At 64.7% G+C, this 22,829-nt stretch carries 28 protein-coding genes and 1 tRNA gene; 15 read left to right on the top strand and 14 right to left on the bottom strand.

Going from position 1 to position 22,829, the window contains the following annotated elements:
- The first annotated feature begins 38 nt into the window (after positions 1-38).
- The 5 genes from ABID26_RS01340 to ABID26_RS01360 all read left to right on the top strand — a co-directional run bounded on the left by ABID26_RS01340 (position 39) and on the right by ABID26_RS01360 (position 3,203).
- The gene (locus tag ABID26_RS01340; protein WP_292304699.1) at positions 39-1,007 is read left to right on the top strand and encodes an NAD(P)H-dependent oxidoreductase; all 969 of its coding nucleotides are present in this window, start codon (positions 39-41) and stop codon (positions 1,005-1,007) included.
- 148 nt (positions 1,008-1,155) lie between these two features.
- Positions 1,156-2,352, top strand: a complete 1,197-nt coding sequence (locus ABID26_RS01345) for a flavin-containing monooxygenase (protein ID WP_292304698.1) — start codon at positions 1,156-1,158, stop codon at positions 2,350-2,352.
- 73 nt (positions 2,353-2,425) lie between these two features.
- Positions 2,426-2,502, top strand: a tRNA-Pro gene (locus ABID26_RS01350).
- Positions 2,503-2,520: 18 nt separating this feature from the next.
- On the top strand, positions 2,521-2,826 hold the full coding sequence (locus ABID26_RS01355; RefSeq protein ID WP_292304697.1) for a hypothetical protein: 306 nt from the start codon (positions 2,521-2,523) through the stop codon (positions 2,824-2,826).
- 50 nt (positions 2,827-2,876) lie between these two features.
- Complete coding sequence (locus ABID26_RS01360; RefSeq protein WP_126101039.1) at positions 2,877-3,203, top strand: hypothetical protein; 327 nt, start codon at positions 2,877-2,879, stop codon at positions 3,201-3,203.
- Positions 3,204-3,298: 95 nt separating this feature from the next.
- Here ABID26_RS01360 and ABID26_RS01365 read toward each other — a convergent pair whose 3' ends face one another.
- The 5 genes from ABID26_RS01365 to ABID26_RS01385 form a co-directional block, all read right to left on the bottom strand.
- Entirely contained in the window at positions 3,299-3,682 is a 384-nt protein-coding gene (locus ABID26_RS01365; protein ID WP_292304696.1) for a type II toxin-antitoxin system VapC family toxin, read from the bottom strand.
- Positions 3,679-3,936, bottom strand: coding sequence for a type II toxin-antitoxin system Phd/YefM family antitoxin (locus tag ABID26_RS01370; RefSeq protein WP_292304695.1), 258 nt, complete (start codon positions 3,934-3,936; stop codon positions 3,679-3,681). Before ABID26_RS01370 ends, ABID26_RS01365 begins: the two co-directional genes overlap by 4 nt.
- Before the next feature lie 266 nt (positions 3,937-4,202).
- Positions 4,203-4,907, bottom strand: a complete 705-nt coding sequence (gene hdaA / locus ABID26_RS01375; protein ID WP_292344816.1) for a DnaA regulatory inactivator HdaA — start codon at positions 4,905-4,907, stop codon at positions 4,203-4,205.
- A 1-nt stretch (position 4,908) separates the two neighbouring features.
- Complete coding sequence (locus ABID26_RS01380; RefSeq protein WP_435528535.1) at positions 4,909-6,102, bottom strand: AI-2E family transporter; 1,194 nt, start codon at positions 6,100-6,102, stop codon at positions 4,909-4,911.
- Complete coding sequence (locus ABID26_RS01385; protein ID WP_292304692.1) at positions 6,059-6,631, bottom strand: CDP-alcohol phosphatidyltransferase family protein; 573 nt, start codon at positions 6,629-6,631, stop codon at positions 6,059-6,061. Before ABID26_RS01385 ends, ABID26_RS01380 begins: the two co-directional genes overlap by 44 nt.
- 303 nt (positions 6,632-6,934) lie before the next feature.
- On the opposite strand from ABID26_RS01385, the gene purM reads away from it, so the two are divergent.
- The 6 genes from purM to ABID26_RS01415 are packed head-to-tail and all read left to right on the top strand — an operon-like array spanning position 6,935 to position 10,206.
- The gene (gene purM / locus ABID26_RS01390; RefSeq protein ID WP_126101043.1) at positions 6,935-8,014 is read left to right on the top strand and encodes a phosphoribosylformylglycinamidine cyclo-ligase; all 1,080 of its coding nucleotides are present in this window, start codon (positions 6,935-6,937) and stop codon (positions 8,012-8,014) included.
- Entirely contained in the window at positions 8,011-8,718 is a 708-nt protein-coding gene (gene purN / locus ABID26_RS01395; protein WP_126101044.1) for a phosphoribosylglycinamide formyltransferase, read from the top strand. The genes purM and purN overlap by 4 nt, the downstream gene beginning before the upstream one ends.
- A 54-nt stretch (positions 8,719-8,772) precedes the next feature.
- Positions 8,773-9,048, top strand: a complete 276-nt coding sequence (locus ABID26_RS01400) for a type II toxin-antitoxin system ParD family antitoxin (protein ID WP_292304946.1) — start codon at positions 8,773-8,775, stop codon at positions 9,046-9,048.
- A gap of 3 nt (positions 9,049-9,051) precedes the next feature.
- Positions 9,052-9,345 (top strand): type II toxin-antitoxin system RelE/ParE family toxin, encoded by a 294-nt coding sequence (locus tag ABID26_RS01405; RefSeq protein WP_292304945.1) that lies wholly within the window; start codon positions 9,052-9,054, stop codon positions 9,343-9,345.
- Positions 9,346-9,357: 12 nt separating this feature from the next.
- Positions 9,358-9,687, top strand: a complete 330-nt coding sequence (locus ABID26_RS01410; protein WP_292304944.1) for a hypothetical protein — start codon at positions 9,358-9,360, stop codon at positions 9,685-9,687.
- Between the two features lie 9 nt (positions 9,688-9,696).
- Positions 9,697-10,206, top strand: a complete 510-nt coding sequence (locus ABID26_RS01415) for a SixA phosphatase family protein (RefSeq protein WP_292304943.1) — start codon at positions 9,697-9,699, stop codon at positions 10,204-10,206.
- Between the two features lie 446 nt (positions 10,207-10,652).
- Here the strand turns inward: ABID26_RS01415 and ABID26_RS01420 are convergent, their stop codons facing one another.
- The 4 genes from ABID26_RS01420 to ABID26_RS01435 all read right to left on the bottom strand — a co-directional run bounded on the left by ABID26_RS01420 (position 10,653) and on the right by ABID26_RS01435 (position 12,014).
- A complete protein-coding gene (locus ABID26_RS01420; RefSeq protein ID WP_292300296.1) occupies positions 10,653-10,895 on the bottom strand; it encodes a DUF680 domain-containing protein in 243 nt (80 codons plus the stop codon).
- A gap of 57 nt (positions 10,896-10,952) precedes the next feature.
- The gene (locus tag ABID26_RS01425) at positions 10,953-11,198 is read right to left on the bottom strand and encodes a DUF680 domain-containing protein (protein ID WP_292300295.1); all 246 of its coding nucleotides are present in this window, start codon (positions 11,196-11,198) and stop codon (positions 10,953-10,955) included.
- Positions 11,199-11,477: 279 nt separating this feature from the next.
- Entirely contained in the window at positions 11,478-11,684 is a 207-nt protein-coding gene (locus ABID26_RS01430; protein ID WP_292300293.1) for a DUF680 domain-containing protein, read from the bottom strand.
- A gap of 66 nt (positions 11,685-11,750) precedes the next feature.
- On the bottom strand, positions 11,751-12,014 hold the full coding sequence (locus ABID26_RS01435) for a DUF680 domain-containing protein (protein ID WP_126101051.1): 264 nt from the start codon (positions 12,012-12,014) through the stop codon (positions 11,751-11,753).
- Positions 12,015-12,495: 481 nt separating this feature from the next.
- Between ABID26_RS01435 and ABID26_RS01440 the strand changes: the two genes are divergently transcribed.
- Both ABID26_RS01440 and ABID26_RS01445 read left to right on the top strand, forming a co-directional pair.
- The gene (locus ABID26_RS01440) at positions 12,496-13,164 is read left to right on the top strand and encodes a response regulator (protein WP_354413403.1); all 669 of its coding nucleotides are present in this window, start codon (positions 12,496-12,498) and stop codon (positions 13,162-13,164) included.
- Between the two features lie 53 nt (positions 13,165-13,217).
- Entirely contained in the window at positions 13,218-14,615 is a 1,398-nt protein-coding gene (locus ABID26_RS01445) for a sensor histidine kinase (protein WP_354413406.1), read from the top strand.
- On the opposite strand, the gene ABID26_RS01450 is transcribed toward ABID26_RS01445, so the two are convergent.
- The 5 genes from ABID26_RS01450 to speB form a co-directional block, all read right to left on the bottom strand.
- Positions 14,596-15,471, bottom strand: a complete 876-nt coding sequence (locus ABID26_RS01450) for an ABC transporter permease (RefSeq protein WP_354413409.1) — start codon at positions 15,469-15,471, stop codon at positions 14,596-14,598. The genes ABID26_RS01445 and ABID26_RS01450 overlap by 20 nt on opposite strands.
- Before the next feature lie 13 nt (positions 15,472-15,484).
- On the bottom strand, positions 15,485-16,339 hold the full coding sequence (locus tag ABID26_RS01455) for an ABC transporter ATP-binding protein (protein ID WP_354413412.1): 855 nt from the start codon (positions 16,337-16,339) through the stop codon (positions 15,485-15,487).
- A 166-nt stretch (positions 16,340-16,505) separates the two neighbouring features.
- Complete coding sequence (locus ABID26_RS01460) at positions 16,506-17,507, bottom strand: ABC transporter substrate-binding protein (protein WP_435528542.1); 1,002 nt, start codon at positions 17,505-17,507, stop codon at positions 16,506-16,508.
- Positions 17,508-17,696: 189 nt separating this feature from the next.
- On the bottom strand, positions 17,697-18,467 hold the full coding sequence (gene dapB, locus ABID26_RS01465) for a 4-hydroxy-tetrahydrodipicolinate reductase (protein ID WP_354413414.1): 771 nt from the start codon (positions 18,465-18,467) through the stop codon (positions 17,697-17,699).
- 61 nt (positions 18,468-18,528) lie between these two features.
- Positions 18,529-19,332, bottom strand: a complete 804-nt coding sequence (speB, locus tag ABID26_RS01470) for an agmatinase (protein WP_354413417.1) — start codon at positions 19,330-19,332, stop codon at positions 18,529-18,531.
- Between the two features lie 213 nt (positions 19,333-19,545).
- Here speB and ABID26_RS01475 point away from each other — a divergent pair, with 213 nt between their 5' ends.
- Together ABID26_RS01475 and ABID26_RS01480 are read left to right on the top strand one after the other, a co-directional pair.
- Complete coding sequence (locus tag ABID26_RS01475) at positions 19,546-22,302, top strand: tetratricopeptide repeat protein (protein ID WP_354413419.1); 2,757 nt, start codon at positions 19,546-19,548, stop codon at positions 22,300-22,302.
- A 36-nt stretch (positions 22,303-22,338) separates the two neighbouring features.
- Positions 22,339-22,671, top strand: coding sequence for a hypothetical protein (locus ABID26_RS01480; RefSeq protein WP_354413422.1), 333 nt, complete (start codon positions 22,339-22,341; stop codon positions 22,669-22,671).
- Positions 22,672-22,829: the final 158 nt, after the last annotated feature.

The following is a 22,829-nucleotide window of genomic DNA, read 5'->3' on the forward strand; positions in this document are numbered from 1 at the left end:
CGTCGCCATTCCTCGTCAACAAGCCCGGACACTGCGCCATGACCAAGACAACCGAACATCCCATCCTGCAGCTGGCCGTGCTTGTCGGCAGCCTGCGCGCCCAGTCCTTCAGCCGCAAGATCGCCAAGGCGCTGGCTGCCCGCGCGCCGGACTCGCTGCGTTGCCGTTTTATCGAGATCGGCGAACTGCCTCTTTACAACGAGGATCTGGATGGCGACACGCCGCCCGCCGCCTGGTCGGCGTTCCGCGCCGCCATCAGGGAATGCGATGCGGTGCTGTTCGTGACGCCCGAATACAACCGTTCTATTCCCGGCTGCCTGAAGAACGCGCTCGATGTCGGCTCGCGCCCGCCGGGCAAGAACGTCTTCAAGGGCCTGCCCGCCGGCGTCGCCAGCGTCACGCCGAACAAGCTCGGCGCTTTCGGCGCCAACCACGCGATACGGCAGACCTTCGTCTTCCTCGACATGCCGGTGATGCAGCAGCCGGAGGCCTATATCAGCAATGTCTCCGAGCTCCTCGACGCCAACGGCGCGGTGAAGAACGGCGACACCGCCGCCTTCCTGGAGAATTTCATGGGCGCCCTGGAGATATGGATCAGAACCGTGCGGCCCGGCGGCTCGTCCTTCGACGCCTTCATGAAACAGCGCGAGAAGATCGCCGAGGACTATGTCAATGGCAACGCCACATCGCTGAAGGCGATCGTGACGCATAGCGAGCCGGCCACCTTCTTTTCGCCGCGCGGCGATCATCTCGAAGGCGCAAACGCCGTCGCAGGCCGCTACGAGCGCGACGCCGCGAGCTTCCACGAAGGCGGCAGCACTGACCTCGAGGTGCTGCAAGCCTCAGCGAGCGGCGACCTCGCCTTCTGGACCGGACTGCAGCATGCGAAGGCGCGCATGGGCAAGAACGGCCAACCCGCCGAGATGACCTTGCGTGTGACGGAGGTGTTCCGGCTGGAGGACGGCGCCTTCAAGCTGGTCCACCGCCACGCCGACCCGGCTCACTAAGGCGCATTCATATTCAGGTGATGCCCGCCCGCAAATAGCCGCTCAATCAAGCCCGCGACACAATGCCGGGGCTCTTTGCAACCGCGGCCTATTCCTATTGCCTTGTCGGCGGCATATGTCGGATACACGGTCGTGGCATCTGACCGCCATGACGACGACAAAGACAAAAATGGGCATAGAAGCGGAAATCTCGTCGGATTGGACCGGCGAGCCGGCGATCCTCGAAGGCGCAATCGTGATCGGTGCCGGTGCGGCGGGATTGGCGGCGGCGTACGCATTGATCGAGGCCGGGATCGCCACCGAGATCCTCGAGCGTGAGGGACGGCTGGCCGAGCCCTGGCACCGCCGCCACGAGAACCTGCATCTCAACACGCATCGCGACCTCTCGACGCTGCCCGGCGTTTCCTTTCCGAAAGGCACGCCTGCCTTTCCGCACCGCAGCGCGGTGATCCGCCTCTTCAACGATTTCGCCCAGACGCACCGCCTGCCGATCGCCTTTGGCGTCATCGTCGAGGATATCGCATTCCGCGGCGACCACTGGCTGGTCAAGACCAGCATGGGGCCGCGCGCGGCACGGCATGTGGTGATCGCCACCGGGCGCGACCGGCAGCCCTTCATCCCGGCCTGGAAAGGCATGAAGGATTTTTCGGGCAAGATCATCCATTCGGCGCATTTCGGCCGGGCGGGAAATTATGCCGGGAAAAAAGTGCTGGTGGTCGGCGCCGGTAATTCCGGCTTCGACGCGCTCAACCATCTTTCCGGCGCCGAGACGGGGCAGATGTGGCTCGCGGCGCGCAACGGGCCTTCGCTCTTGCCCAAGCGCATCGGCAAGGTCGCCGTGCATCGCTTCTCGCCCGTCATGGCGAGCCTGCCGGCCAGGCTGGCGGACGCGGTGATGGCGGCGACGCAGCGGCTGGTCTTCGGCGACCTCAAGAAATTCGGACTGCCCCCTGCCCCGTCGGGCGGCGCCAGCCGCCTCGGCTCGGACTATACGGCAATCGCCGCCGACGACGGCGCGGTCGATGCGATCAAGGCCGGCCGCATCATCGTCGTGCCGCAGGTCAAGGAATTCAGGCACGACAGCGTCGTTCTCGAAAACGGCCAGGCGATCGCGCCCGACATCGTCATTGCCGCCACCGGCTACCGCACTGGACTGGAAACGATGGTCGGCAGGCTCGGCGTGCTCGACGCCAAGGGTGTGCCGCTGTTCAACGGCGCGGCCGGCGATCCGAAATTGCCGGGCCTCTGGTTCACCGGTATGCGGCCGAGCATTCGCGGCTGCTTCGCCAACGCCCGCATCCAGGGTGCGGCGATCGCCCGCAGGATTGCCGGGCGAAAGCGCTGAGGCCATTTCTGCGTGTGAAGCTTCCGTTTTTGGGTTGCCTTCCGGGCCACGGAACCCTATACGCCGCGAGCGTCGGAGTGTAGCGCAGCCTGGTAGCGCACCTGATTTGGGATCAGGGGGTCGCGTGTTCGAATCACGCCACTCCGACCAGTTTTCTCAGCATGCCACATGCGGGTCGGGCGGCCGGCGCAGCTCAGTCCAGGCGAGAAGGGTTCGGCCGTGGCAGCGGTGGTCGTCGCTACCCTCGAGCGGGACAATTGGACAGCCAACACCGATGTCATCGTGGCGGTCGATGTCGCCAGGCGGCGCCTGACCTGGGTGCCGCGCGACCTGTGGTCGCCCCTTATCCGCGTCGGCAAGATGGTTCTCATCCCGCGCACGCCAAAGCCGTGGTGGAGGCAGCAGCTGCACCGGCTGCGCGGCAAGGCTGAGGATGGGCGGATCCACCGGCTGCGCCGCGGTCTTGCGCGTTGACGTCATTCCTTGGCCGGGAACCCTGCCCAGCCTTTGCAAGTTTTATTGCCATGGCTGACACCCCGACCATCGCGCGCATCTGGCGCGGCAGAACCTTGCCCGAGAAGGCCGACGCCTATGAAGCCTATAATTACGAGGTCGGCATCAAGCCGCTGATCGAAAAGGCGCTCGGTGTCCAGACGTTTCGCGAGGACACGCCGACCTATTCGGAGTTCGTGACGATCTCCTATTGGGAGAGCATCGAGGCCATGGGACGCTTCACCGGCGGCGGTCCGACCGAGGTCCACCATCTCGATCGCGACGCGGAATTCCTGATCGAACTGCCGAAGAGCGTGCAGGTGCTGCGCCTGCTCGCCAGCCATGGCAATACGGGCTGAGCCCGCGTGAAAAAGGATTCACGCGACCTGCTTTAGGTTCTTGATTTTAAGCATGTCTTCGTCCCGAAACCGGGCCTACTTTCGGGAGACATGCTTTAAAAGGCACTTTCGATGTCGGTCTTCGAAAAATCGTCGCCGACATAGAGCAGCCCGCAGCCGCGATCCTTCGCCACCTCATAGGCGAAGCAGTCGCCGAAATTGAGCGCCGCTGCGTGAATGCCTTTGCCCCATTGCGCGTAGGCCTCGGCAATGCGGCGCGCGGCGCCCTCCGTCACCGGCGCGATCTCGAAGCCGAGCCCGTCGATCAAAGCCGACACTTCTTCCGCCACCCCTCGCCTTGCCGCAACGATCAGCAGTTCGGCCACGGTTCCCGCCGAAATCAGAAGGCTATCCTCTGTTTCGAGCGCCGCGATGCAGGCGCCTGCCTCTGGTTCGTCGAGGACGACGGCCATCAACGCAGACGTATCAACCGCGATCATTCCGGCAAGCCGTCGGCGCCGTAGAGGAAGTCCTGGCTGCGTGCGGCGGACGGGCCGGCATTGGCCTTGGCCGCGCCGGCGGTCCGGGCGGCCTCCAACAAGGTCCGCCGCCCTTTCCTGTCCGGTGCGGACCGCACTGGGACCAGGCGTACGGCCGCATGGCCGTGACGGGTCAGGATGACCTCGTCGCCGGCCTCGGCACGGCGCACCAGCTCCGTCAGTTGCCCCTTGGCGTCTGTCACGGGTATCCGCATGGCTGCTCCGACGGACCATTGTCTAGTCCATTCCTGAACACTAGACCATCTTATGGTCCATTTCAATCCGCGGCACGGCGGGCAAGTAAACCCGCCGGGCGAGCCCCCAACAACCTCGAGCCCGGCGAGCCTACAACCCGATCTGGAACGCGATCGGGACCGGGATCAACCGGCATTTCATGCGTTGCAAGATGGATGCCAGCAGGATCGTCCCGGAATGGGACAACGGTTGGCGATCTTCTCTCCTTGTGGAAGAAGGAGGGGAGCTAAATATCGAACTCGCCCTGCCCTTCGTCCATGGCGCTGACGGTTTCGGCGGCGAGAGCGCGGGTGATCGGCGTCTTGCGTTCGAGCGCCGCGCGGTCGAGGCGTTCGACGACCCGCATCGCGGTCGCCAGCGAACGCTCGATGCGCCGCACCAGATATTGCACGACATGCTGCTCGACCTCGACCTGGCGGTCGGCGAACAGCTTTGTGATGACGCCGGCGAGCAGCAGGTCGTCCGGCTCGTGTATCTCGACCGTCGCCGCCGCCTTCAGCCGCGAGATGAGGTCGGGCAGCGCGACGCGCCAGGCGGAGGGAAAACGCCGCGCTGTCAGAAGCAGCGTGGAGCCGGCGCCGCGCACAATGTTGATCAGGTGGAACAGGCCTTGCTCGTCGATCGGCCCCCTGTCGATGTCGTCGATGAGCGCGGGTCTGGCGCCAAGGCCGGCGATGTGCTCGCCGATCCTGCCGGGATCGATGGCCACCGCGCCGGCGTGTGTCTGCCAGATCTGGGCAAGGTGCGTCTTGCCGGAACCCGGAGGGCCAGCCAGCACCACCACCGGCGAGGGCCAGTCCGGCCAGCGGTCGACAAGCGCCGCGGCCTCAGCGTTCGTGCCGGAGACGACGAGTTCGTCGCGCGAATAGCCGGTGCCGTGGCCGAGGTCGAGCGGCAGTTGGCGCGGCGGATCGGATCTATGATCGGACATTTCAGCCACGCGGCGAACGATGGCCGCCGCCGCGATCCGCCGGCAGCGGCGACGTGGGCTCGGTGGCATGGCCCTTGTAAAGCGGCGATTCCAGATAGCGGGAAATCGCAAAGCGCACCAGCACCGCGATGGCCGCCGAAGCCGGCACCGCGATCAAAAGGCCGACGAAGCCGAACAGCGCGCCGAAGGCGAACAGCGCGAACATCAGCCAGACCGGATGCAGGCCGACGCTTTTGCCGACCAGCCGCGGCTGCAGGATGTTGCCCTCGATGAACTGGCCGACGAAGAACACGCAGGCCACCGCCACGATCATCGTCCAGTCGGGCCAGAATTGAACGAAGGCGACGCCGACGGCAAGCACCAGCCCTGTCAGCGAGCCGACATAAGGGATGAAGGAGATCAGCCCGGCGAAGAAGCCGATGAGGATGGCGAAGTTCAGCCCGGTCAGCGTCAGGCCCGTGGCGTACATGCCGCCGAGCACAAGGCAGAGCGTGCCCTGCCCGCGCACGAAGCCGGCCGTGGCGGTGTTGATGTCGCGGGCGAGCGCTCTGACGGTGTCGACATAGTCGCGCGGCACCCAGCTGTCGACCACGGCCACCATGCGGTCCCAATCGAGCAGCATGTAGAAGGCGACGACCGGGGTGACGACGAAGAGGCTGACGACCGAGACCAGCGCCACGCCCGAGCTCCAGATCGAGGTGAAGACCGTGGTCAACAGGCTGAAGCCGGAGGTGAGCAGCGAGTTCAGCCCGTCGCGCAGGCCGGCGGCGTTGACGCCAAAACGCTGCTCCAGCCATTTCGGGTCGAAGCTGGTGATCAGCGACTGCAGGCGCGTGAGATATTCCGGAAGCTTGCGGGCGAAATCGGCCATCTGGGTCGCCAGCACCGGCACCAGGATGACGAAGGCGAGCACGACGACGACGATGAAGGCGATGAGGATCACCACCGTCGCCATCAGCCGGGAAAGTCCCAGCCGCTCCAGTCGATCGGCGACCGGATCGAGGAAATAGGCCAGCACCATGCCGGCGACGAAGGGCAGCAGGATGCCCGAGAAGACGTAGAGGAACAGCGCTAGAAGCACGGCGACGATCAGCCAGAACGCGATCTGGCGGCGCAACGCGGTCGATGCCGCGGCCGTCCAGGCTTCGCTGTCAGGTGCCCGTCTTGGAACTGCCATTCTGGGAGCCTTCGCCATAGCCGCTCATATGCCTTAGCCAGGCCACGAGATAGGCCGCGGCCGAAGCCACGGTCAAGACCCCGGACAGCAATATGAGCGCCGGGCGGAGCGGATCGAGATGGACGGAAAAGGCAAGCTCGCCCAGCACCAGCGCCGCCAGCGCGATCTGCACGGCGGTGTTCATCTTGGACACGAGGAGCGGCTTCATCTCGACCGGATGCGCCATCACGCTGGACAAAAGAACGGCGCAGATGATCAGTCCATCGCGCGACACCATGGTCACGACAAGCCAGAGCGGCAGCTCGCCGGCAAAGCCCATGACGACGAACACCGAGACCAGGAGAAGCTTGTCCGCCATCGGGTCGAGATAGGCGCCGAGCCGCGAGGACAACTGATAGCGGCGGGCGATGAAGCCGTCGACGCCGTCGGAGAGGCCGGCGACAAGGAAGCCGGCAAAGGCCCAGTCCCAACGCGCCTGCAGCATCGCCAGCACCACCGCGGGCACCAGCAGCAGCCGCATGATCGTGATCATGTTGGGTATGGTCACCGCTTGTCCCGTCGTGGTGTGTTTTGGAAATAGATGATGGAGATGAGAGGTACACGCAAGGGAGGAAGCTGCTGATCTCCCCCCACGTGGGGGGAGATGGCCGGCAGGCCAGAGGGGGGCGCCTCACGTAGAGCGCCGACGTCGTCTGTCGTCGAGTAAGGCGCTGGCGCTCCACGCGAGGCGACCCCCTCTGTCGCCTTCGGCGACATCTCCCCCTCGAGGGGGGAGATTGGCTCTCACGCGCCTTGCTCCCCGAAACCATTCATGCGAAGAGCCCGCAATGGAAACAGGGACGAGCCGAAGATGAGCAAGGGCGATAAGGCCAAGCGCAAGAACGGGCTCACCTATGCCGAGGCGGGCGTCGATATCGATGCCGGCAACCTGATGGTCGAGAAGATCAAGCCGCTGGTGCGCGCGACGCGCCGGCCGGGCGCCGATGGCGAGATCGGCGGCTTCGGCGGCCTGTTCGACTTGAAAGCAGCCGGCTTCACCGACCCGGTGCTGGTCGCGGCCAATGACGGCGTCGGCACCAAGCTCAAGATCGCCATCGATTCCGGCAAGCACGACACGATCGGCATCGACCTCGTCGCCATGTGCGTCAACGACATCGTCGTGCAGGGCGCGGAGCCGCTGTTCTTCCTCGATTATTTCGCCACCGGCAAACTCGATCCCGACCAGGGCGCTTCGATCGTCGGCGGCATCGCGCAGGGCTGCCGGCAGGCCGGCTGCGCGCTGATCGGCGGCGAGACGGCCGAGATGCCCGGCATGTATCACGACAAGGACTACGACCTTGCCGGCTTCGCCGTGGGCGCGGCCGAGCGCGGCCAGTTGCTTCCGACCGACGACATCGTCGAGGGCGACGTGCTGCTCGGTCTCGCCTCCTCCGGGCTGCATTCCAACGGCTTTTCGCTGGTGCGCCGGATCATCGCCGCGAGCGGGCTTGGCTGGACCGATCCGGCGCCGTTCAACGAGGAGCTGAGCCTCGCCGAAGCACTGCTCGAGCCGACGCGCATCTATGTGAAGTCGATCCTGAAGGCGATCCGCAACACGCATGGCATCAAGGCGCTGGCCCACATCACCGGCGGCGGTTTTCCGGAAAACATCCCACGCGTGCTGCCCAAGGATTTTTCGGCCGAGCTCGACCTCGAGGCGATCGACGTGCCGCCGGTGTTCTCGTGGCTGGCCAAGACCGGCGGCGTCGCGCCGGAAGAGATGATGCGCACCTTCAACTGCGGCATCGGCATGATCCTGGCCGTCGCTTCCGGCCAGGCGGCGCAGGTTGCGGCGGTGCTGCAGGAAGCCGGCGAGACGGTGACGCCGATCGGCCGCATCGTGCCGCGCCGCGACGCCGGCGTCATCTATCGTGGCTCGATCGGCCTATGAGCAGGAAACGCACGGTCGTCCTGATCTCGGGGCGCGGCTCCAACATGACGGCGCTGATTGCGGCGGCGTCCGACCCGACCTATCCGGCCGAGATCGTCGGCGTGATTTCCGACCGGGCGAACGCCGCCGGGCTCGGGATCGCGCAGTCGCGCGGCATCGCCACCAAGGTCATCCAGCGCGCCGACCATCCGAGCAAGGACGCCTATGACGCGGCGATCGATGCCGCGCTTGCCGGCTTCGGCGCCGAGATCGTGGCTTTGGCCGGTTATATGCGCATCCTCGGCCGCGGCCTGGTCGAGAAATGGCAGGGGCGCATGATCAACATCCACCCTGCCCTGCTGCCGGCGTTCAAGGGGCTGGACACGCATGCGCGCGCCATCCGCGCCGGTGTGCGCATCCATGGCTGCTCCGTGCATTTCGTCACGCCCGAGATGGATGACGGCCCGATCATCGCCCAGGCCGCCGTGCCGGTGATGGTCGGCGACAATGAGGACACGCTTGCCGCGCGGGTGCTGAAGGTGGAGCACCGGCTCTACCCGCTGGCGCTGGGTCTCGTCGCCGAAGGCAAGGCGCGCATGGAAAAGGGCCACACCGTCTTTGCCCATTTCGCCGACGACGCCGACAACGCCACCTCGGTGGTGATGGCGCCGGACCCGCTGCGCGAGGAAACCGACCTCGAGCAGCTGGCGCGGATCACGCCGTAAGGCCCTTGAGGATGGTAGCAATTATTGCTACCATCTCCCTGAGGAGACAGATCTATGGCGGCAGTCGAAAAAGTAAGCGTGGCGCTTTCGTCGGAACTTCTGGAGATGGTCAGAGACGCCGTCGATAGCGGTCGCTATGGCTCGGCGAGCGAGGTCATTCGCGAGGCGCTGCGCGAGTGGCGCTTGCGTCAACCGCTCCGCGAAGCCGAAGTGGAGCGGCTGCGCAGGGCCTGGACAGAGGGACTGGAGAGCGGCCCATTTGTTCCTTTTGATATCGAGGACATCAAGCGGAAGGCCCGAGGCCGTCTCATCGATACTGCCAAGAAGTAGTCAATGGCAGACCTGCCGATCATCCGCAGTCCGACGGTTGAAAATGACCTAACCGACATCTGGCTTTCCATTGCCAAAGATAGCCCCCGTGCGGCCGATCATTTTTTGGATGCGATCACAGAACGCATTCTGCAGCTTGCCGTCTTCCCCGAATCCGGACCGCGAAGACCTGATATCGGGGCCGACACGCGCGCGCTGACCATCAGTAACTACCTTATTCTCTACAGGCTCGCCGAGGAACGGATCGAGGTCGTGCGTATCGTGCACGGCGCGCGCGATGTCTCAACTCTACTCTAAGGAAACATAATCTTGGAGATTTTCGACAGCGCGATCCGGACGAAAGGCAATCTCGCAGGTGTCTTCGAATACGAGGACACCGGACCGCAAGAGGCCACAGCGCATTTCTACCTGTATAGGGCGGAAGGCGAGACGGCCGGCTCGATTCTCGATGTAATACATGTCAGGTCGGGGCACTGGGCCATCACCGAAGCAGATGTCGCCGTCAGGTGGGACGGCAGCGAACAGCGTGTGGGCCTGTTCGTCTTCGGCACGCTGGTAGCGGCCTTAGATGCCGCAGCAGGGACGAAATATGGTGGCGGATATGGCAAGGATTTCAACGCCGAGATTCCGTGGTCCTGAACAATGCCGATGAGACAACTGCTTATCCTGCGCCACGGCAAGTCGAGTTGGGACGATCCCAAGCTTGAGGATTTCGACCGGCCGCTCGGTCCGCGCGGGCTGAAGACGGCGCCCCTGATGGGGCGGGAGCTTTCGCGGCGCGGTTGGCTGCCGGACCTCGCGCTGGTCTCGCCGGCGCTGCGCACCCGCGACAGCTGGCGACTGGTCTCCCAGGAACTGCCGAAGCATGTGCCGGCGGAATTCGCGGAAGAACTCTACGAGGCGGCGCCCGGCGCCATCCTGGCGCGTGTGCGGCGGGCAAAGGCCACCAGCCTGATCGTGATCGGCCACAATCCCGGCCTGCAGAATTTCGCGTTGCAGCTCGCCGGCGCCGGGTCGGATGCCGGTGTGTTCCGGAAAATCGAAGCGAAATTCCCGACGATGGCACTCGCGCGATTCACGGTGAAGGACGGTTGGGCGAACCTCGAATTCGGCGGAGCGCGATTGACGGATTTCATCAGGCCGAAGGATTTGGCATAGACGCCGAAGCTGCTGATCTCCCCCTTGTTGTGGGGGAGATGCCTGGCAAGGCAGAGGGGGGCGCTGTCCCGCCGACCTATCGGTGTTCCGCCCCTCAGCCCATCAGCCGAAATTGCCCGGGCAGCGTTCCTTCGCGCCCCCCTCTGTCCTGCCGGACATCTCCCCCACCAGGCAGGGCTGTCCGGGGAAAATCTTTGCACAACGCAGACGAGTCTTTGCTCGCGCTTTCGCAACCTTCGATGGGCGCGACGTCCATTGTTTTTGCCGGCCAGCCGCAGCAGGTGCGGAAGAAAGAGCACCGATTGGGGTCCAAAGCTCGAAAAATGCAATCGATGCGAGTCCTCCATGGCCCTGTTCGCAACCGAAAAACTTTCCCCGGACAGCCCTGCCCACCAGGGGGGAGATCGGCAGCTTCACCGCTCAGCAAAATCCTCGAGGCGAAAAAATCAATTGCCCCAGATGCCCTGGCCCGGATCCGGCCAGGCCTGCGACGGTGCTGATCCGGTCGTCATCGAGCTGTCGACATTAGCCGGCTTGGCGGCCTCATGCTTGCGCACCGAGGCGGTGAGGCCGCGGTCGACGCCGGCGGTGGGCTGATTGGCATTGTCGGCGCCGTAATGGTCGCTGCCGGCGAAGGCGGAGCCCATGGCGAGAAGCATGGCTGCGGTGGTGAGAGCGATCCTGGTCATTGCAAAAGTTCCTGTCGTTGAGTGTTGATGGGAGTTTTGGAGGAAGGCCGAGCGCTGTCAGTTGCCCCAGATGCCTTCGTCGTTGTGCCGAGCGATCATGTCGGCGACCGTCTCGCCGGAGCCGGTCGCGACCGGATCCTGCTGATGCGCCATGTCCGGTTTCCGGATCGAGGCGGTGAAGGCATGGTCGACACCGGCGGTCGGCTGGTTGGCGCCGTCGGAGCCATAGTGGTCGCTGCCGGCAGAGGCGCTGCCCGTGGCAGCGACGAGCATGGCGGCGGCGACGAATGCGATCCTGGTCATCTCAGTGTTCCTTGTCCTGTCGTTTCATCGGCGGCGCCTTGGGAGGATGGCCCCGCTGCCGACAAGACCTGGAACGGCCCGGTTTTATTCCCGGGCGAAATCTCTTCTTCGCTGGTCGCTTCGCTACAGCGGCCGAACCCTCGCCTCGAAAGCTCATCTTGAACAATGGGTTGGAAGGAACTGCTGCCTGGCCGATTCAGGCCGACCCATAGCCGGCTCTACAAAGCAAAGCGGCGGGGCAAGCCCGCCGCTTTGAGGTCTATCGAGGGTCGGAACCGTTCAGTGGTTGCCGAACAGGTCGCGGTCGCTACCCTGGGTCAGCGGCTTCTGGACATTCGCATCCGACTTCTTGACCGAAGCGGTATACGAGGAGTCGACCGAAGCGGCCGGCTGGTTGGCGTTGGCCGAGCCGTAGTTGTCGGAGCCGGCGAAAGCGGCACCCGCGGCGACGAGAAGGGCGGCGGCGGTAAGAGCGATCTTGGTCATTTCAGTTACTCCGGATTTGAAGGTTGAGGGTCAGATCGGACTGGGCCACTTTGGGCCGAGGCCGCCTTAGCGGCCCCAGATGCCCTGGCCGGATTCCGGCTGGACCTGTTCGGGCGTCAGCCTGAACCCCCGGGTGAACTCTTGGCGGTGCTCGACCGGCCTGCGGATCGAAGCCGTGGGAGTGCGGTCGATGTTGTCGCCGGACTGTGCGACGGCCGACTGGTTTGCCGTCGGCTGGTTGACATTGTCTGAACCATAATGGTCGCTGCCGGCAAAGGCGCTGCCCGTGGCAACGAGAAGGGCCGCGGCGGTAAGAGCAATCTTGTTCATTTTAGATACTCCAGATTTTCAAAAGTCGTGTCCGTCTAGTGGCGTGCCGTAATGGAAATTCGCGTCGCTCGGACCACCCCGAAATGGGTCGGCTCGGTTGCCACTTCCAATCACGAAAATGTGCAAATCGAACCAAGCGGTTCGACCTTGAAATCGCGTGAACAGTGCAAATGCCACATTCTTATGATTTAATATCAATAGCTTATCGTGGCGGCTGCGAAACATGAGCCCTCGGAACGACTAACCGCCGTTCACTCAGATTACACGATCCGTCAACATAAATTGAACCGAACCGTTCGGTTTGATTTCCTGGCGGCGCGAATTTGGACTTGAACCGGTCGCCGGCCGGATCTCAGCCGGCGTTTGCCTTGCCGACAGATCGATATTATCGATTGTCTTCAAGCATCCGTTGGGACCGCCAGCCGTACCTTGCGAGCCGACGTCGCCATCGGACAAAGGCATTCCTGAACAGCGGTCAACGATGCGCCTCCTGCTTGTCGAAGACAATCGCGAACTGGCCGATTGGCTGAGCAAGACGCTGCGCCAGGCGAGCTATGTCGTCGACGTCGTCCATGACGGCGAGGACGTCGAACATGCGCTTGCGGCCGGCGACCATGCGCTGATCATCCTCGACCTTGCCCTGCCGCGCATGGGCGGCATGGAGGTGCTGAAGCGGCTGAGGGCGCGCGGCAACGCGGTGCCGGTGATCGTGCTCACCGCCAATGCCAGTCTCGACGGCCGGGTCAAGGGCCTCAACGAAGGCGCCGACGACTATCTGGCAAAACCCTTCCAGATCGAAGAGCTGGAAGCGCGCATCCGCGTGCAGCTGCGCCGCGCCAACGACCGGACGGCGCCCATCATTTCCTGCGGCGACCTCGTCTTCGACACCAACACCAGGCTGTTCTCGCTCGGCGGCGAGACGCTGTCGCTGACGCCGCGCGAGCACGCGGTGCTGGAGCAATTGGTGGTCAAGGCCGGGCGTACGGTGAGCAAGGCGGCGCTGTCGGCGGCGATCTACGATTTCGACACCGACGCCGACCCCAGCGCCATCGAGATCTATGTGCATCGCCTGCGCAAGAAGCTGGAAGGCTCGCGCGTGCAGATCGCCACCTTGCGCGGCCTCGGCTATCTGCTGCGCCATGAAGACTAGGCGACATGAAGATTGGGCGACATGAAGATTGGGCGACATGAAGTTTCGGCGCCATGAGGATTAGCAGCCTCCGCCTGCAATTGCTGGCCTGGGTGGTGCTGCCGCTGGCCGCGTTGGTGACCGTCAATTTGTGGACCAGCCAGCGCAACGCGCTGGCGACCGCGGACCTCGTCACCGACCGCATGCTGGTCGGCTCGGCGCGCGCGATCGCCGAGCAGGTGGCGATGGCCGACGGCGTTCTCGACGCTACCATTCCGCCGGCGGCGATCGAGATGTTCGACACCGGCGACCGCGACAGCGTCTACTACCGGGTCGAGACCGCGAACGGCCGGCTGCTCACCGGCTATCCCGACCTGCCCGAGGCGCCGCAGAGCGGCAGCATCGAGGCTTCCTATCGCGATCACCCGTTGCGCCTTGCAACGCTTAGCCATGCCGTGATCGGCGCTGGCGCGGATTCGCCGATCGAGGTCACCGTCGGCGTCACGCTTGCCGGCCATGACGCGATGGTGAGGCGGCTGTGGTTCAGCGCCTTCGCCCAGCAGTTGGCGCTGGTGGCGATTGCCGGCGTGTTCGTGCTGCTTGGCCTGCGCCGTGGGCTGGCGCCGCTGATCCGGCTGCGCGATGCGGTGCGCTCGCCCGAGCGCAGCGATCTCGACCCGGTCGAGGTGCCCGGCGCGCAAAGCGAGATCCGGCCGCTGATCGATGCGCTCAACGCCTATATGGAGCGCGTGCGAGCGCAGATGGCGGCGCAGCGCCGCTTCATCGCCAATGCCGCGCATCAGTTGCGCACGCCGCTGGCGCTCTTGTCGACGCAGGCAAGCTATGCGCTGCGCGAAAGCGCCGCCGACCAGCGCCAGGAAGCGCTTATCGCCTTGCAGGCAAGCTCCGGCCGGCTGGCGCGGCTTGCCGAACAGCTTTTGACCCTGTCACGCGCCGAGCCCGGCAGCCGGCGGCCGCGCGCCGACCGCATCGACCTCACCGAAGCCGCCCGCCAGGTGCTGGAAACGCATGCGCCGAAGGCGATCGAGCGCAACATCGACCTCGGCCTCGATGAAACCGGCCCTGTGCCGGTCATCGGCGACGGCACGATGCTGCGCGAGATGATCGTCAACCTGGTCGACAATGCGCTGCGCTACACGCCGGCCGGCGGCACGGTGACCGTCAAGCTGGCCGCGATCGAGCGCGAGGGCGTGCTGACGGTCACCGATACCGGCCCCGGCATTCCCGCCGAGGAGCGGGAACAGGTCTTCGAGCGCTTCTACCGCATTGCCGGTGCGACCGAGGAAGGCAGCGGGCTCGGCTTGGCAATCGTGCGCGAGGTGGTCGAGAATGCCGGCGGCAGCGTCGCGCTTGGCGACGTCGCCGGCGGCGGGCTCAAGGTCGAGGTGCGGCTGCCGCTGGCCGCAGCCGAGGACGGGCCAGCTGGTGCAGTCAGGTCCCCTGTTCGTTGAACGGCGCCGGCCGCCATTTGACGACATAGTTCTCGAAGCGGGTGATGATGAACTCCACCACCAGCGCCATCACCGCCAGGATGATCATGGCGGCGAAGACGCCATTGGAGTTGAAGGCGCCCTGCGCGGTCGAGATCAGCAAGCCCATGCCCTGCTTGGCGCCGAGGAACTCGCCGACCACGGCGCCGACCAGCGCGAAGCCGAAGCTGACGTGAAGGCTCGCCAGGATCCAGCTCATCGCCGACGGGATGATGACGGTGCGAGTGATCTGGTAGGGCGAGGCGCCGAGGATCTGGGCGTTGGCGATCATCGCCCTGTCGGCCTCGCGAACGCCCTGGAAGGCGTTGGCAAAGACGACGAAGAACACCATGACGACGGCCAGCGCCACCTTGGAGGCCATGCCGAGGCCGAGCGCGATGATGAAGACCGAGCCCAGCACGACGCGCGGCACGGAGTTGGCGATCTTGATGTAAATCGAAAAGACATCCGCCAGGAGCTTGTTGCGGCCCAGGATGATGCCCGCTGCAATGCCGCCGACGGCGCCGATGGCGAAGCCGAGGAAGGTTTCCTCCAGCGTCACATAGATCTGCAGCCAGAGCGGCCCCTGCGAGGTGCCCTCGGTGACCCAGGACCAGATCTGCTCCCAGATGCCGGAGGGGCTGGAGAAGAAGAACGGGTCGATGATGTTGTAGTCGGCGCCGAGTTCCCAGAGCGCGAGGAAAACAATCAGGATCGCGAGCCGCAGTCCGACGACCAGGGCATGGCGGCGGCGCAGCCGCGCCCTCGCCCGGGCTTCGGCAGCGACGATCGAGGTCGCGCGGACGGCTTGGTCGGAGGCTGGAGAGATTACGGTCATGGCAAGTCTCCTTTCAATGGCCGGTCTGCAGGCCACGGCTCTGGCCGAGCTGCACTTCCTCGCGCAGGTCGTTCCAAATCACCTTGGCGATCTCGATGAATTTCTGATCGTAGCGGATGTCGGCCATGACGCGCGGACGCGGCAGGTCGATGCGGTAGACGCTTTTCACCGTGCCGGGACCGGCGGTGAGAACATAGACCTTGTCGGCCAGCGCCACCGCTTCCTCAAGATCGTGGGTGACGAAGACGACGGAGGATTTGAGCTCCGACCAGAGACCCAGCAGCTCGTCCTGCATGGCGGTGCGGGTCTGCATGTCGAGCGCGCTGAACGGCTCGTCCATCAGCAGGATCTTCGGCTGGTTGATGAAGGTCTGGGCCAGCGCCACGCGCTTGCGCATGCCGCCCGAGAGCTGGTGCGGATAGTGTTTCTCGAAGCGGGCAAGCCCGACGCGGGCGATCCAGTCGCGCGCCCGTTCATAGGCCTCGGCCTTCGGCGTGCCGCGATACAGCGGGCCGGCCGCGACATTGTCGATGACGCTGCGCCACGGAAACAGCGCATCCGCCTGGAAGACGAAGCCGATCTCGCGGCTGATCTCGGTGACGGGATTGCCCATGACGCGGACATTGCCGGTCGTCGGCCGCAAGAGGCCGGTGACGAGGTTGAGCGTCGTCGACTTGCCGCAGCCGGTCGGCCCGACGACGCAGGCGAACTCGCCGCGCGCCACCGTCATGGTGAAATCGCGGATTGCCGTCATCATGTGACCGTCGGGTGTGACGAAGCGCAACGTCACCTCGTCGATGGCGATCGCGGCATCGGCCGGCGGCGCGGCCGGAGACAGCTTCTCGGCCGCCATGGTTTGCAACTGCATGGCACACTCCTGTGGCGATGGTGCGAGGATACCGGCGGCTCAAGCCCCTTAGGCTTGCCATGCATCAGCATCCGGAAAGGCGCCGCTGCCGAATTGATTCAGGCAGGCGGCGCAGGTGGTTGTTTTTCAACAGGCGGAGCGGAAAGGCCTCACCCGTGCTGCGACACTACTTGGCGGCGTCGACGAATGCCGTGGTGTAGGTCTTCGATAGGTCGATCTGCTTGCCTTGCAGGCTCTTGGAGAAGGTCGACAGAACTTTCAGCACCGTCTCCGGACCATCGGCGGGCATGCGGCCGTCGGGCGTGAACATCGCCTTGCCGCCGGCCAGGCCCTGCACATAGAGGTCCTTGTTGCCGGCGTAGTAGTCCTTCGGCATCTGGTTGGCGATCTCCTCGGCCGAATGGCTAGCGATGTACTTCATCGTCTTGACGAAAGCGTTGGCGAGCTTCTGCGCCTCGTCCTTGTGGCTCTCGATCCAGGCGGACTGGACATAGAAGGACGCCGCCGGATAGTCGCCGCCCAACGCTTCCTTGGTCTTCTCGGGCGTGCGCATGTCGACCAACACCTTGGCCTCGCCGGTCTGCAGCAGCTTGGCGATGGTCGGCTCGGTGGTCATGCCGGCCTGGATCTGGTCCTGCTTGACGGCGGCGATGAAGGTGTTGCCGGCGCCGACCGGCAGCAGCGTGTAATCGCCGGGCTTGAGGCCGTTGCGCACGGCAAGATACTGGGTCAGGAAATCAGTCGAGGAGCCGAGGCCGGTGACGCCGAGCGTCGCGCCCTTGAAGTCGGCCGGCGACTTGATCTCCGGGTGGTTGGCCGAGACCAGTTCGACCTCGCCCGGCGCCTGGCTGAACTGTACGATCGACTGGATGTATTTGCCCTTCGACTGCAGGTCGACGGTGTGGTCGTAGAAGCCAACGACGCCCTGCACGGCGCCCGCCAGCAATTCGTTCTCTGCCTCGACGCCGGCACGCGAGTTGACCAGCTCGACGTCGAGCCCCTCGTCCTTGAAATAGCCGAGCTGCTGGGTGAGCACGGCCGGCAGATAGATCTGTTTTTCCATGCCGCCGACGATGATGGTGATCTTGTCGGCAGCCGACGCCGCCGTAGCACCCGTGGCGACGATGGCAAGCGAAAGCGCTGCCGAACGCAAGATGCACTTCGAGATGAAACCGGTCACGTAACTTCCTCCACCTGGGCGGCGCGCCCTCCAGGCTGCACCGCATTTCCTCCTTGCCGGCCGCTCCCGGACCGGTCACGTGGCGAACGCCACAAAACTGTCATGGCACGGCCAAGCTTTCAGCTGGCTTTCAGCCATTTTAGAGATGGTCGAAATGGAATCCGGCGAAATTGCCGATCACGCGGCAAGACCGAGCACGTCGCGCATGCCGTATTCGCCTGGCGCACGTCCGGCGACCCACAGTGCCGCGGCGATGGCGCCGCGGGCGAACATCGAGCGGTCGCCGGCCGCGTGCGAAAGCGCGAGCCTCTCGCCTTCGCTGAGGAAGCTCACGCTATGCTCGCCGACAATGCTGCCGCCACGCAGCACTGCGAAACCAATCTCGCCGGCAGGACGCGGGCCGGTAACGCCATCACGGGCGCGTCTGGCGACATCGTCCAGGCTGACGCCGCGTCCGCGCGCGACCGCCTCGCCCAAGATCAGCGCCGTGCCAGACGGCGCGTCGACCTTGAAGCGATGATGCGCTTCGAAAATCTCGATGTCGCAGTCGTCTGCGCCGAGTGCCCGCGCCGCTTGCTCGACCAGGCCGGTCAACATGTTGAGCCCCAGCGAATAGCTGCCGGAGCGCACGATGGCGATTTTCCTGGCAGCGTCGGCGATCGTCTCCAGTTCCGCGGCATCGAAGCCGGTCGAGCCGATGACCAACGCCGGGCCGCCGCGCGCCGCGCACGCTCTTGCCAGCTCCGCCGAAGCCGCCGGCGCGGTGAAATCGATGATCACATCGGCAAGCGCCAGCGCCTCGTCCCGCTCGACCAGCCCCTCAACCGCCCTGCCCGGCCGGTGGAAACGGGCGACGAGCTCGAGCCGCGGATCGGCCTCGATTGTCTCAGTCATCTGCCGGCCCATGCGGCCGAGCGCGCCGGCGATGGCTATCCTGAGCTGCGGCATGGCTATCCCTGTCGAAAGCTGAGTCGGAACAATCGTCTAGCACGCCGCTTGGCAAATTGATTCAGACGGCACCGTTCGTCTTCAGCATCATGCCGGCGATCTCCTTGACCAGCTTGGCGGCAACCAGCGCCGTCACATTGGAGAGGTCCTGACGCGGATTGTATTCGACGATGTCGGCAGCGACGATTGGTTGGTCGATCGACTGGATCAGGCCGATCACCTGGCGGGTGGTCAAGCCGCCTGGTTCGCGGTGGGAAATGCCGGGCGCGAAGGCCGGATCGAGCGCGTCGATATCCATCGAGATATAGACCGGCGTCTCGAGATTGAGCCGCAGCTCCTCCTTGAAATGCCGCATCTCCACCACCTCGACGCCGAAGCGCTTGAACTGATCGCGGTGATGATCGTTGACGGTGCGCAACCCGATCTGGATCAGCCGGTCGGCCAGCCGCTCCTCCATGATGCGCGCGAATGGCGAGGTGTGCGAGCGCGGATTGTCGTCATAGGAATGATAGATGTCCGGATGCGCGTCGATATGGACGATCGTCAGGCTAGGATGGCGTCGGCGCACAGCGCGCAACACCGGCCAGGAAATGGCATGATCGCCGCCGAGCGAGATCAGCGGGTGGCCGGCATCCAGCGCGCGGCCGACCTCGTTTTCGATACGATCCCATGGGTCGCCCGGTTGCATGAAATCGATGTCGCCATGATCGATGAAGCTGTCGGTCAGGTCGAAGCCGGTTTCCGACCATGAGGTATAGGCATCGCTGGCGAGCTCGCGCCGGATCAGCGGCGGCGCCTCGGCGGGTCCGCGCAGGTAAGACGAGTTCTCGTCATGCGGAATGCCCAGAAGCGAGACCTTGGCCACGACATCCTCCTCGTTGCGGAGACAGGGTGCCTCTATAGACGCCGGAGCTGGCCGGTGCGACCGGAGCCGCTTGGGCCAGATCGCAAAACACGCCGTTGGAAGCCGCGCGCGAATGTGAAGCGCTACACTCATCATGGCTCGCGCGATGTGCTAATTTAGCTCCGCTGTCCGGCCGCGACGCGCCGCCCGGACCGGGTCCGAGGGGGGACGCTCATGTTACGGCCAGTGCATGTCCTGGTTCTTTCCTGCCTCGCGCTCGCACCACTCACCGGCGGGGCATTCGCCGCCCAGGCATCCTCCGACAAATCCGATGATGCGGCAAAGAAGGCCGCGCTCAGCGAGGCGATCAGCATCTGCGACCAGGGCGCTTCCGTGCCGCTCGACCCTGAGGCCAAGGCCCCGCCGGTGCAGTATTTCGACCTCTTCCCGCAGGATATGAACCTCAGCAAGCTTAAAAGTCTGGCCGACAAATGCCAGGCGGCGATGCTCGGCGCGCCACTGGAGAAGAGGCTGACGCTGCAATGGCTGAGGGTCGAAGTGGCGCTCGACCAGCCGGGACTGACCTGGCTCATCCCACAGGTCAAGCTGCTGGCCGATGGCGGCAATCCTGAAGCGAATTTCCTCCTCTACGAGTTCTATTCGGCGCATCGTCACGACAGCGTGGATGCCGGTGCGCCGCCGATCATGCGGGGAATGGCGCTCGATGCTTTGCAGAAAGCTGGCACGGCCGGTCATCTCACAGCCCTGCTGACGCTGCTCCATCAGTATACCGAAGGGCCACTGCTGCGCCGCGACGCGCACAAAGTGGTCGAGACCGCGCAACGCATCATCGACGCGCCCGCCCAGGGCCAGTCGCCCGGCGAATGGGACAGCCAGCTCCGCGCCGCCATGCCGCTGCGGATTGCGCAGACGATGCTGGAGAAGGACGGCTTTCCGGGTGACGAGCAGCAAAAGGCGTTTCGCGCCGTGGAAGCGGATTCCAAGGCCGGGACCGACGGGCCCGAAGCATCCGTGCTCGCCTATATCAAGGCGCTGCGGCTGGGTCGCGGAACGCAGCAGGACGCGGCGAAGGCGAGGCAGTTGCTGGAGGCGCGCGTCAGCCATGATGAGTATGCCATTCCGATGCTGGCCGATATGCTGGCCAAGGGCGAAGGCGGTCCGGCGGACGGCAAGCGCGCCATCGCCCTATTGCGCCCGGTCACGAAGAGCGTTGCCGAAGCCAGGCCGATTCTGGCCGGCCTGCTGTCGGACGGCAAGTTCGTCGGGCGGCAGCCGCGAGCGGCGATCCAACTGCTCAGCGCCCCGCGGGACCTCGACGCCTACATCAGGCTTGCGGGCCTGCTCCTCGACTATGACGGCGTGCGGATCGACTATCCCGATCTGCTGGTCGAATGCCTGGGCGACGGCGCCGATGCCGGCGAGCCCGGCGCGGCGCTGGCGCTGGCGCGGCTCGAGCTTTTGGACAATCAGCAATTCAAGAACGAGGATCATGCGCGCGCCATGCTGAAGCCACTGGCAGACGCCGGCGATCGCGACGCGCTCTGGCTCTACGCCTCGACGCAATACGCCAATCTCGATTCGACCAGCTATCGACCGTCGCGCCGCGACGGCGGCCTGAGCGACGATGATCTGAAAGCGCTGATCGGTGAGGGCGAAGGCAAGAAGGAACCGCAGGCCTATCTGCTTCATGCCAAGCTGCTGCGGCGGGGCTTGATCTATCCGCAGGACGACGTCAGGGCGACCGCGATGCTGATCAACGCCGCCAATCTCGGCAGCGTCGAAGCCATGGTGCTGCTCGGCGACGCCTATGACAACGGTCTCGGCATCGACAAGAACCCGCGCGAGCGGCTGCACGCGTGGCGCGAGGCCGCGCGGCTGGGCTCACTGCAGGCAAAGAGCAAACTCGCCAACGCCTTCACCTTCGACAGTTTCGACCATCTAATGACGCTGCGCGAAGGCATCACCAACCGCATTGCCCTCTATAATGACGGCATCGGCAGGATGGGCGCCGTCGTGTTCGGCGGCGATGCCGGCATCGAACTCAGCGGCCTCTTTTCCGGACCGGCCTCCAGCGCTGGAACGGCCGCGGTCGCCGCCGCGGTGATGGACGCCTTCCGTGAAGCGCCAGCCGGCCTCGACGAGGAAAACCTGGTCGGCATCGGCAAGGCGCTGCCGGACGAAATCCGCATTGCGATCGAGACGACGCTGAAGAGCGAAGGTTTTTACGCCGGCGAGCCGAAGGGCTATTTCGGCCCCGACGCGCGCAAGGCGCTGGCCGCATGGGTCGATGCGAAAGGCCCGCTCACCGATGCTCCGAGCCCGCAAACGGCGGCCGGGACACAGCAGGCGGCACCGGCTTCAGACATGCTCGCGGGCGAAATCCTCGACCGCGTCCGCGACAAGGTGTTCGCCCGGGCGCAGGCGGCCAAGACGGAGAAGCAGAAGCTTGCCGCCATCAAGCAGCTGGGCATGCTCGCCCGCTATGGCGACCTCCCGTCGCGCTGGGTGCTGGTGCGCAACTACCACCAGGCAAGAGCCATCCGGTCGGTCGTCACGCCCGAGGAGATCACCCGCTATGCGCTGGACATCCTGGTGTCGAAACCCGAGGGCGTCGACAAGCCAGAATTCGAGTTCATCTTCGACCTGACGCAGATCGCGAAGGACCGGAAATCCAAGGCGGTCGGCAGCGCCACCCTGCAGGCGATCCGCGACGATCCGCGCCTGCAGGACCCGCTGACGCTCGGCGCCATTATGGGTCAGTTCGCCTTCGCGCCCGACGCCTGCGACTCCGTGCTCGCTGCGGCCAAGAAAGCCGGCATCAACGGCACTGGGTCGGATGGTTGCGACGAACAGACACGCACGGCACTGATCGCCTACGCCAAGGACAAAGGCGCTTCCGGCACCGATGCGGCGGCCCGCAAGGCAGCCGCCGAGGAGATCAAGGCGCTGGACGCGCAGGCGGCAAAGTAGTTGTCGGCGCTACAGGCGAATGCCAGAATACAGCCCATGAAAAATATCCAAATCATCGATGGTGCTTTGAACGCCACCTTCAGCGTGTTCCAGGCAACCGACGAAGAGTTCGCCGCCATCTACCCCGGTGAACGAGATATGGAATTGGCCGAAGATCTATTTGAACGACTCGGCGACGAAGAGGCTAACCGCGTCCTGATCCCGCTTTGGACCCGTCCCGTGCTGAAGCGCTATGCGCTCGGAATCCACGGGACGCTATTCTACAATAACGAAGGTCGAATCATCCCGAAATCAAAGCGCGAGGTCGATTGGGATGATTGTGGTGCGCTCAACCAAGCCCAGAGAGAACTATTCTCGCGACATCGGTGAAATCGCCACAAGCCAGTTCGTTCACACCGCGTAGTTCCCCGACACAGGGACTTTGAAAGGTTGCCGGTTGTCTTGGTGCAAGATTTTCCGTTCATTTGCGTGAAATCAGCGCAAACGCCAGGGAGGTTGGTTGAAGCCGCCCCAACCTCGTCATTCTA

The sequence above is a fragment of the Mesorhizobium shonense genome, from assembly GCF_040545255.1.
Taxonomy (GTDB): domain Bacteria; phylum Pseudomonadota; class Alphaproteobacteria; order Rhizobiales; family Rhizobiaceae; genus Mesorhizobium; species Mesorhizobium shonense.

What these genes read in the sequence shown, in the direction of transcription:
- ABID26_RS01340 (WP_292304699.1), top strand. Translation starts at nt 39, where the DNA reads ATGACCAAGACAACCGAACATCCCATCCTGCAGCTGGCCGTGCTTGTC.
- ABID26_RS01345 (WP_292304698.1), top strand. Translation starts at nt 1,156, where the DNA reads ATGACGACGACAAAGACAAAAATGGGCATAGAAGCGGAAATCTCGTCG.
- ABID26_RS01355 (WP_292304697.1), top strand. Translation starts at nt 2,521, where the DNA reads ATGCGGGTCGGGCGGCCGGCGCAGCTCAGTCCAGGCGAGAAGGGTTCG.
- ABID26_RS01360 (WP_126101039.1), top strand. Translation starts at nt 2,877, where the DNA reads ATGGCTGACACCCCGACCATCGCGCGCATCTGGCGCGGCAGAACCTTG.
- ABID26_RS01365 (WP_292304696.1), bottom strand. Translation starts at nt 3,682, where the DNA reads ATGATCGCGGTTGATACGTCTGCGTTGATGGCCGTCGTCCTCGACGAA.
- ABID26_RS01370 (WP_292304695.1), bottom strand. Translation starts at nt 3,936, where the DNA reads ATGCGGATACCCGTGACAGACGCCAAGGGGCAACTGACGGAGCTGGTG.
- hdaA (WP_292344816.1), bottom strand. Translation starts at nt 4,907, where the DNA reads ATGTCCGATCATAGATCCGATCCGCCGCGCCAACTGCCGCTCGACCTC.
- ABID26_RS01380 (WP_435528535.1), bottom strand. Translation starts at nt 6,102, where the DNA reads ATGGCGAAGGCTCCCAGAATGGCAGTTCCAAGACGGGCACCTGACAGC.
- purM (WP_126101043.1), top strand. Translation starts at nt 6,935, where the DNA reads ATGAGCAAGGGCGATAAGGCCAAGCGCAAGAACGGGCTCACCTATGCC.
- purN (WP_126101044.1), top strand. Translation starts at nt 8,011, where the DNA reads ATGAGCAGGAAACGCACGGTCGTCCTGATCTCGGGGCGCGGCTCCAAC.
- ABID26_RS01400 (WP_292304946.1), top strand. Translation starts at nt 8,773, where the DNA reads ATGGCGGCAGTCGAAAAAGTAAGCGTGGCGCTTTCGTCGGAACTTCTG.
- ABID26_RS01405 (WP_292304945.1), top strand. Translation starts at nt 9,052, where the DNA reads ATGGCAGACCTGCCGATCATCCGCAGTCCGACGGTTGAAAATGACCTA.
- ABID26_RS01415 (WP_292304943.1), top strand. Translation starts at nt 9,697, where the DNA reads ATGAGACAACTGCTTATCCTGCGCCACGGCAAGTCGAGTTGGGACGAT.
- ABID26_RS01420 (WP_292300296.1), bottom strand. Translation starts at nt 10,895, where the DNA reads ATGACCAGGATCGCTCTCACCACCGCAGCCATGCTTCTCGCCATGGGC.
- ABID26_RS01425 (WP_292300295.1), bottom strand. Translation starts at nt 11,198, where the DNA reads ATGACCAGGATCGCATTCGTCGCCGCCGCCATGCTCGTCGCTGCCACG.
- ABID26_RS01430 (WP_292300293.1), bottom strand. Translation starts at nt 11,684, where the DNA reads ATGACCAAGATCGCTCTTACCGCCGCCGCCCTTCTCGTCGCCGCGGGT.
- ABID26_RS01435 (WP_126101051.1), bottom strand. Translation starts at nt 12,014, where the DNA reads ATGAACAAGATTGCTCTTACCGCCGCGGCCCTTCTCGTTGCCACGGGC.
- ABID26_RS01440 (WP_354413403.1), top strand. Translation starts at nt 12,496, where the DNA reads ATGCGCCTCCTGCTTGTCGAAGACAATCGCGAACTGGCCGATTGGCTG.
- ABID26_RS01445 (WP_354413406.1), top strand. Translation starts at nt 13,218, where the DNA reads ATGAGGATTAGCAGCCTCCGCCTGCAATTGCTGGCCTGGGTGGTGCTG.
- ABID26_RS01450 (WP_354413409.1), bottom strand. Translation starts at nt 15,471, where the DNA reads ATGACCGTAATCTCTCCAGCCTCCGACCAAGCCGTCCGCGCGACCTCG.
- ABID26_RS01455 (WP_354413412.1), bottom strand. Translation starts at nt 16,339, where the DNA reads ATGCAGTTGCAAACCATGGCGGCCGAGAAGCTGTCTCCGGCCGCGCCG.
- dapB (WP_354413414.1), bottom strand. Translation starts at nt 18,467, where the DNA reads ATGCCGCAGCTCAGGATAGCCATCGCCGGCGCGCTCGGCCGCATGGGC.
- ABID26_RS01475 (WP_354413419.1), top strand. Translation starts at nt 19,546, where the DNA reads ATGTTACGGCCAGTGCATGTCCTGGTTCTTTCCTGCCTCGCGCTCGCA.
- ABID26_RS01480 (WP_354413422.1), top strand. Translation starts at nt 22,339, where the DNA reads ATGAAAAATATCCAAATCATCGATGGTGCTTTGAACGCCACCTTCAGC.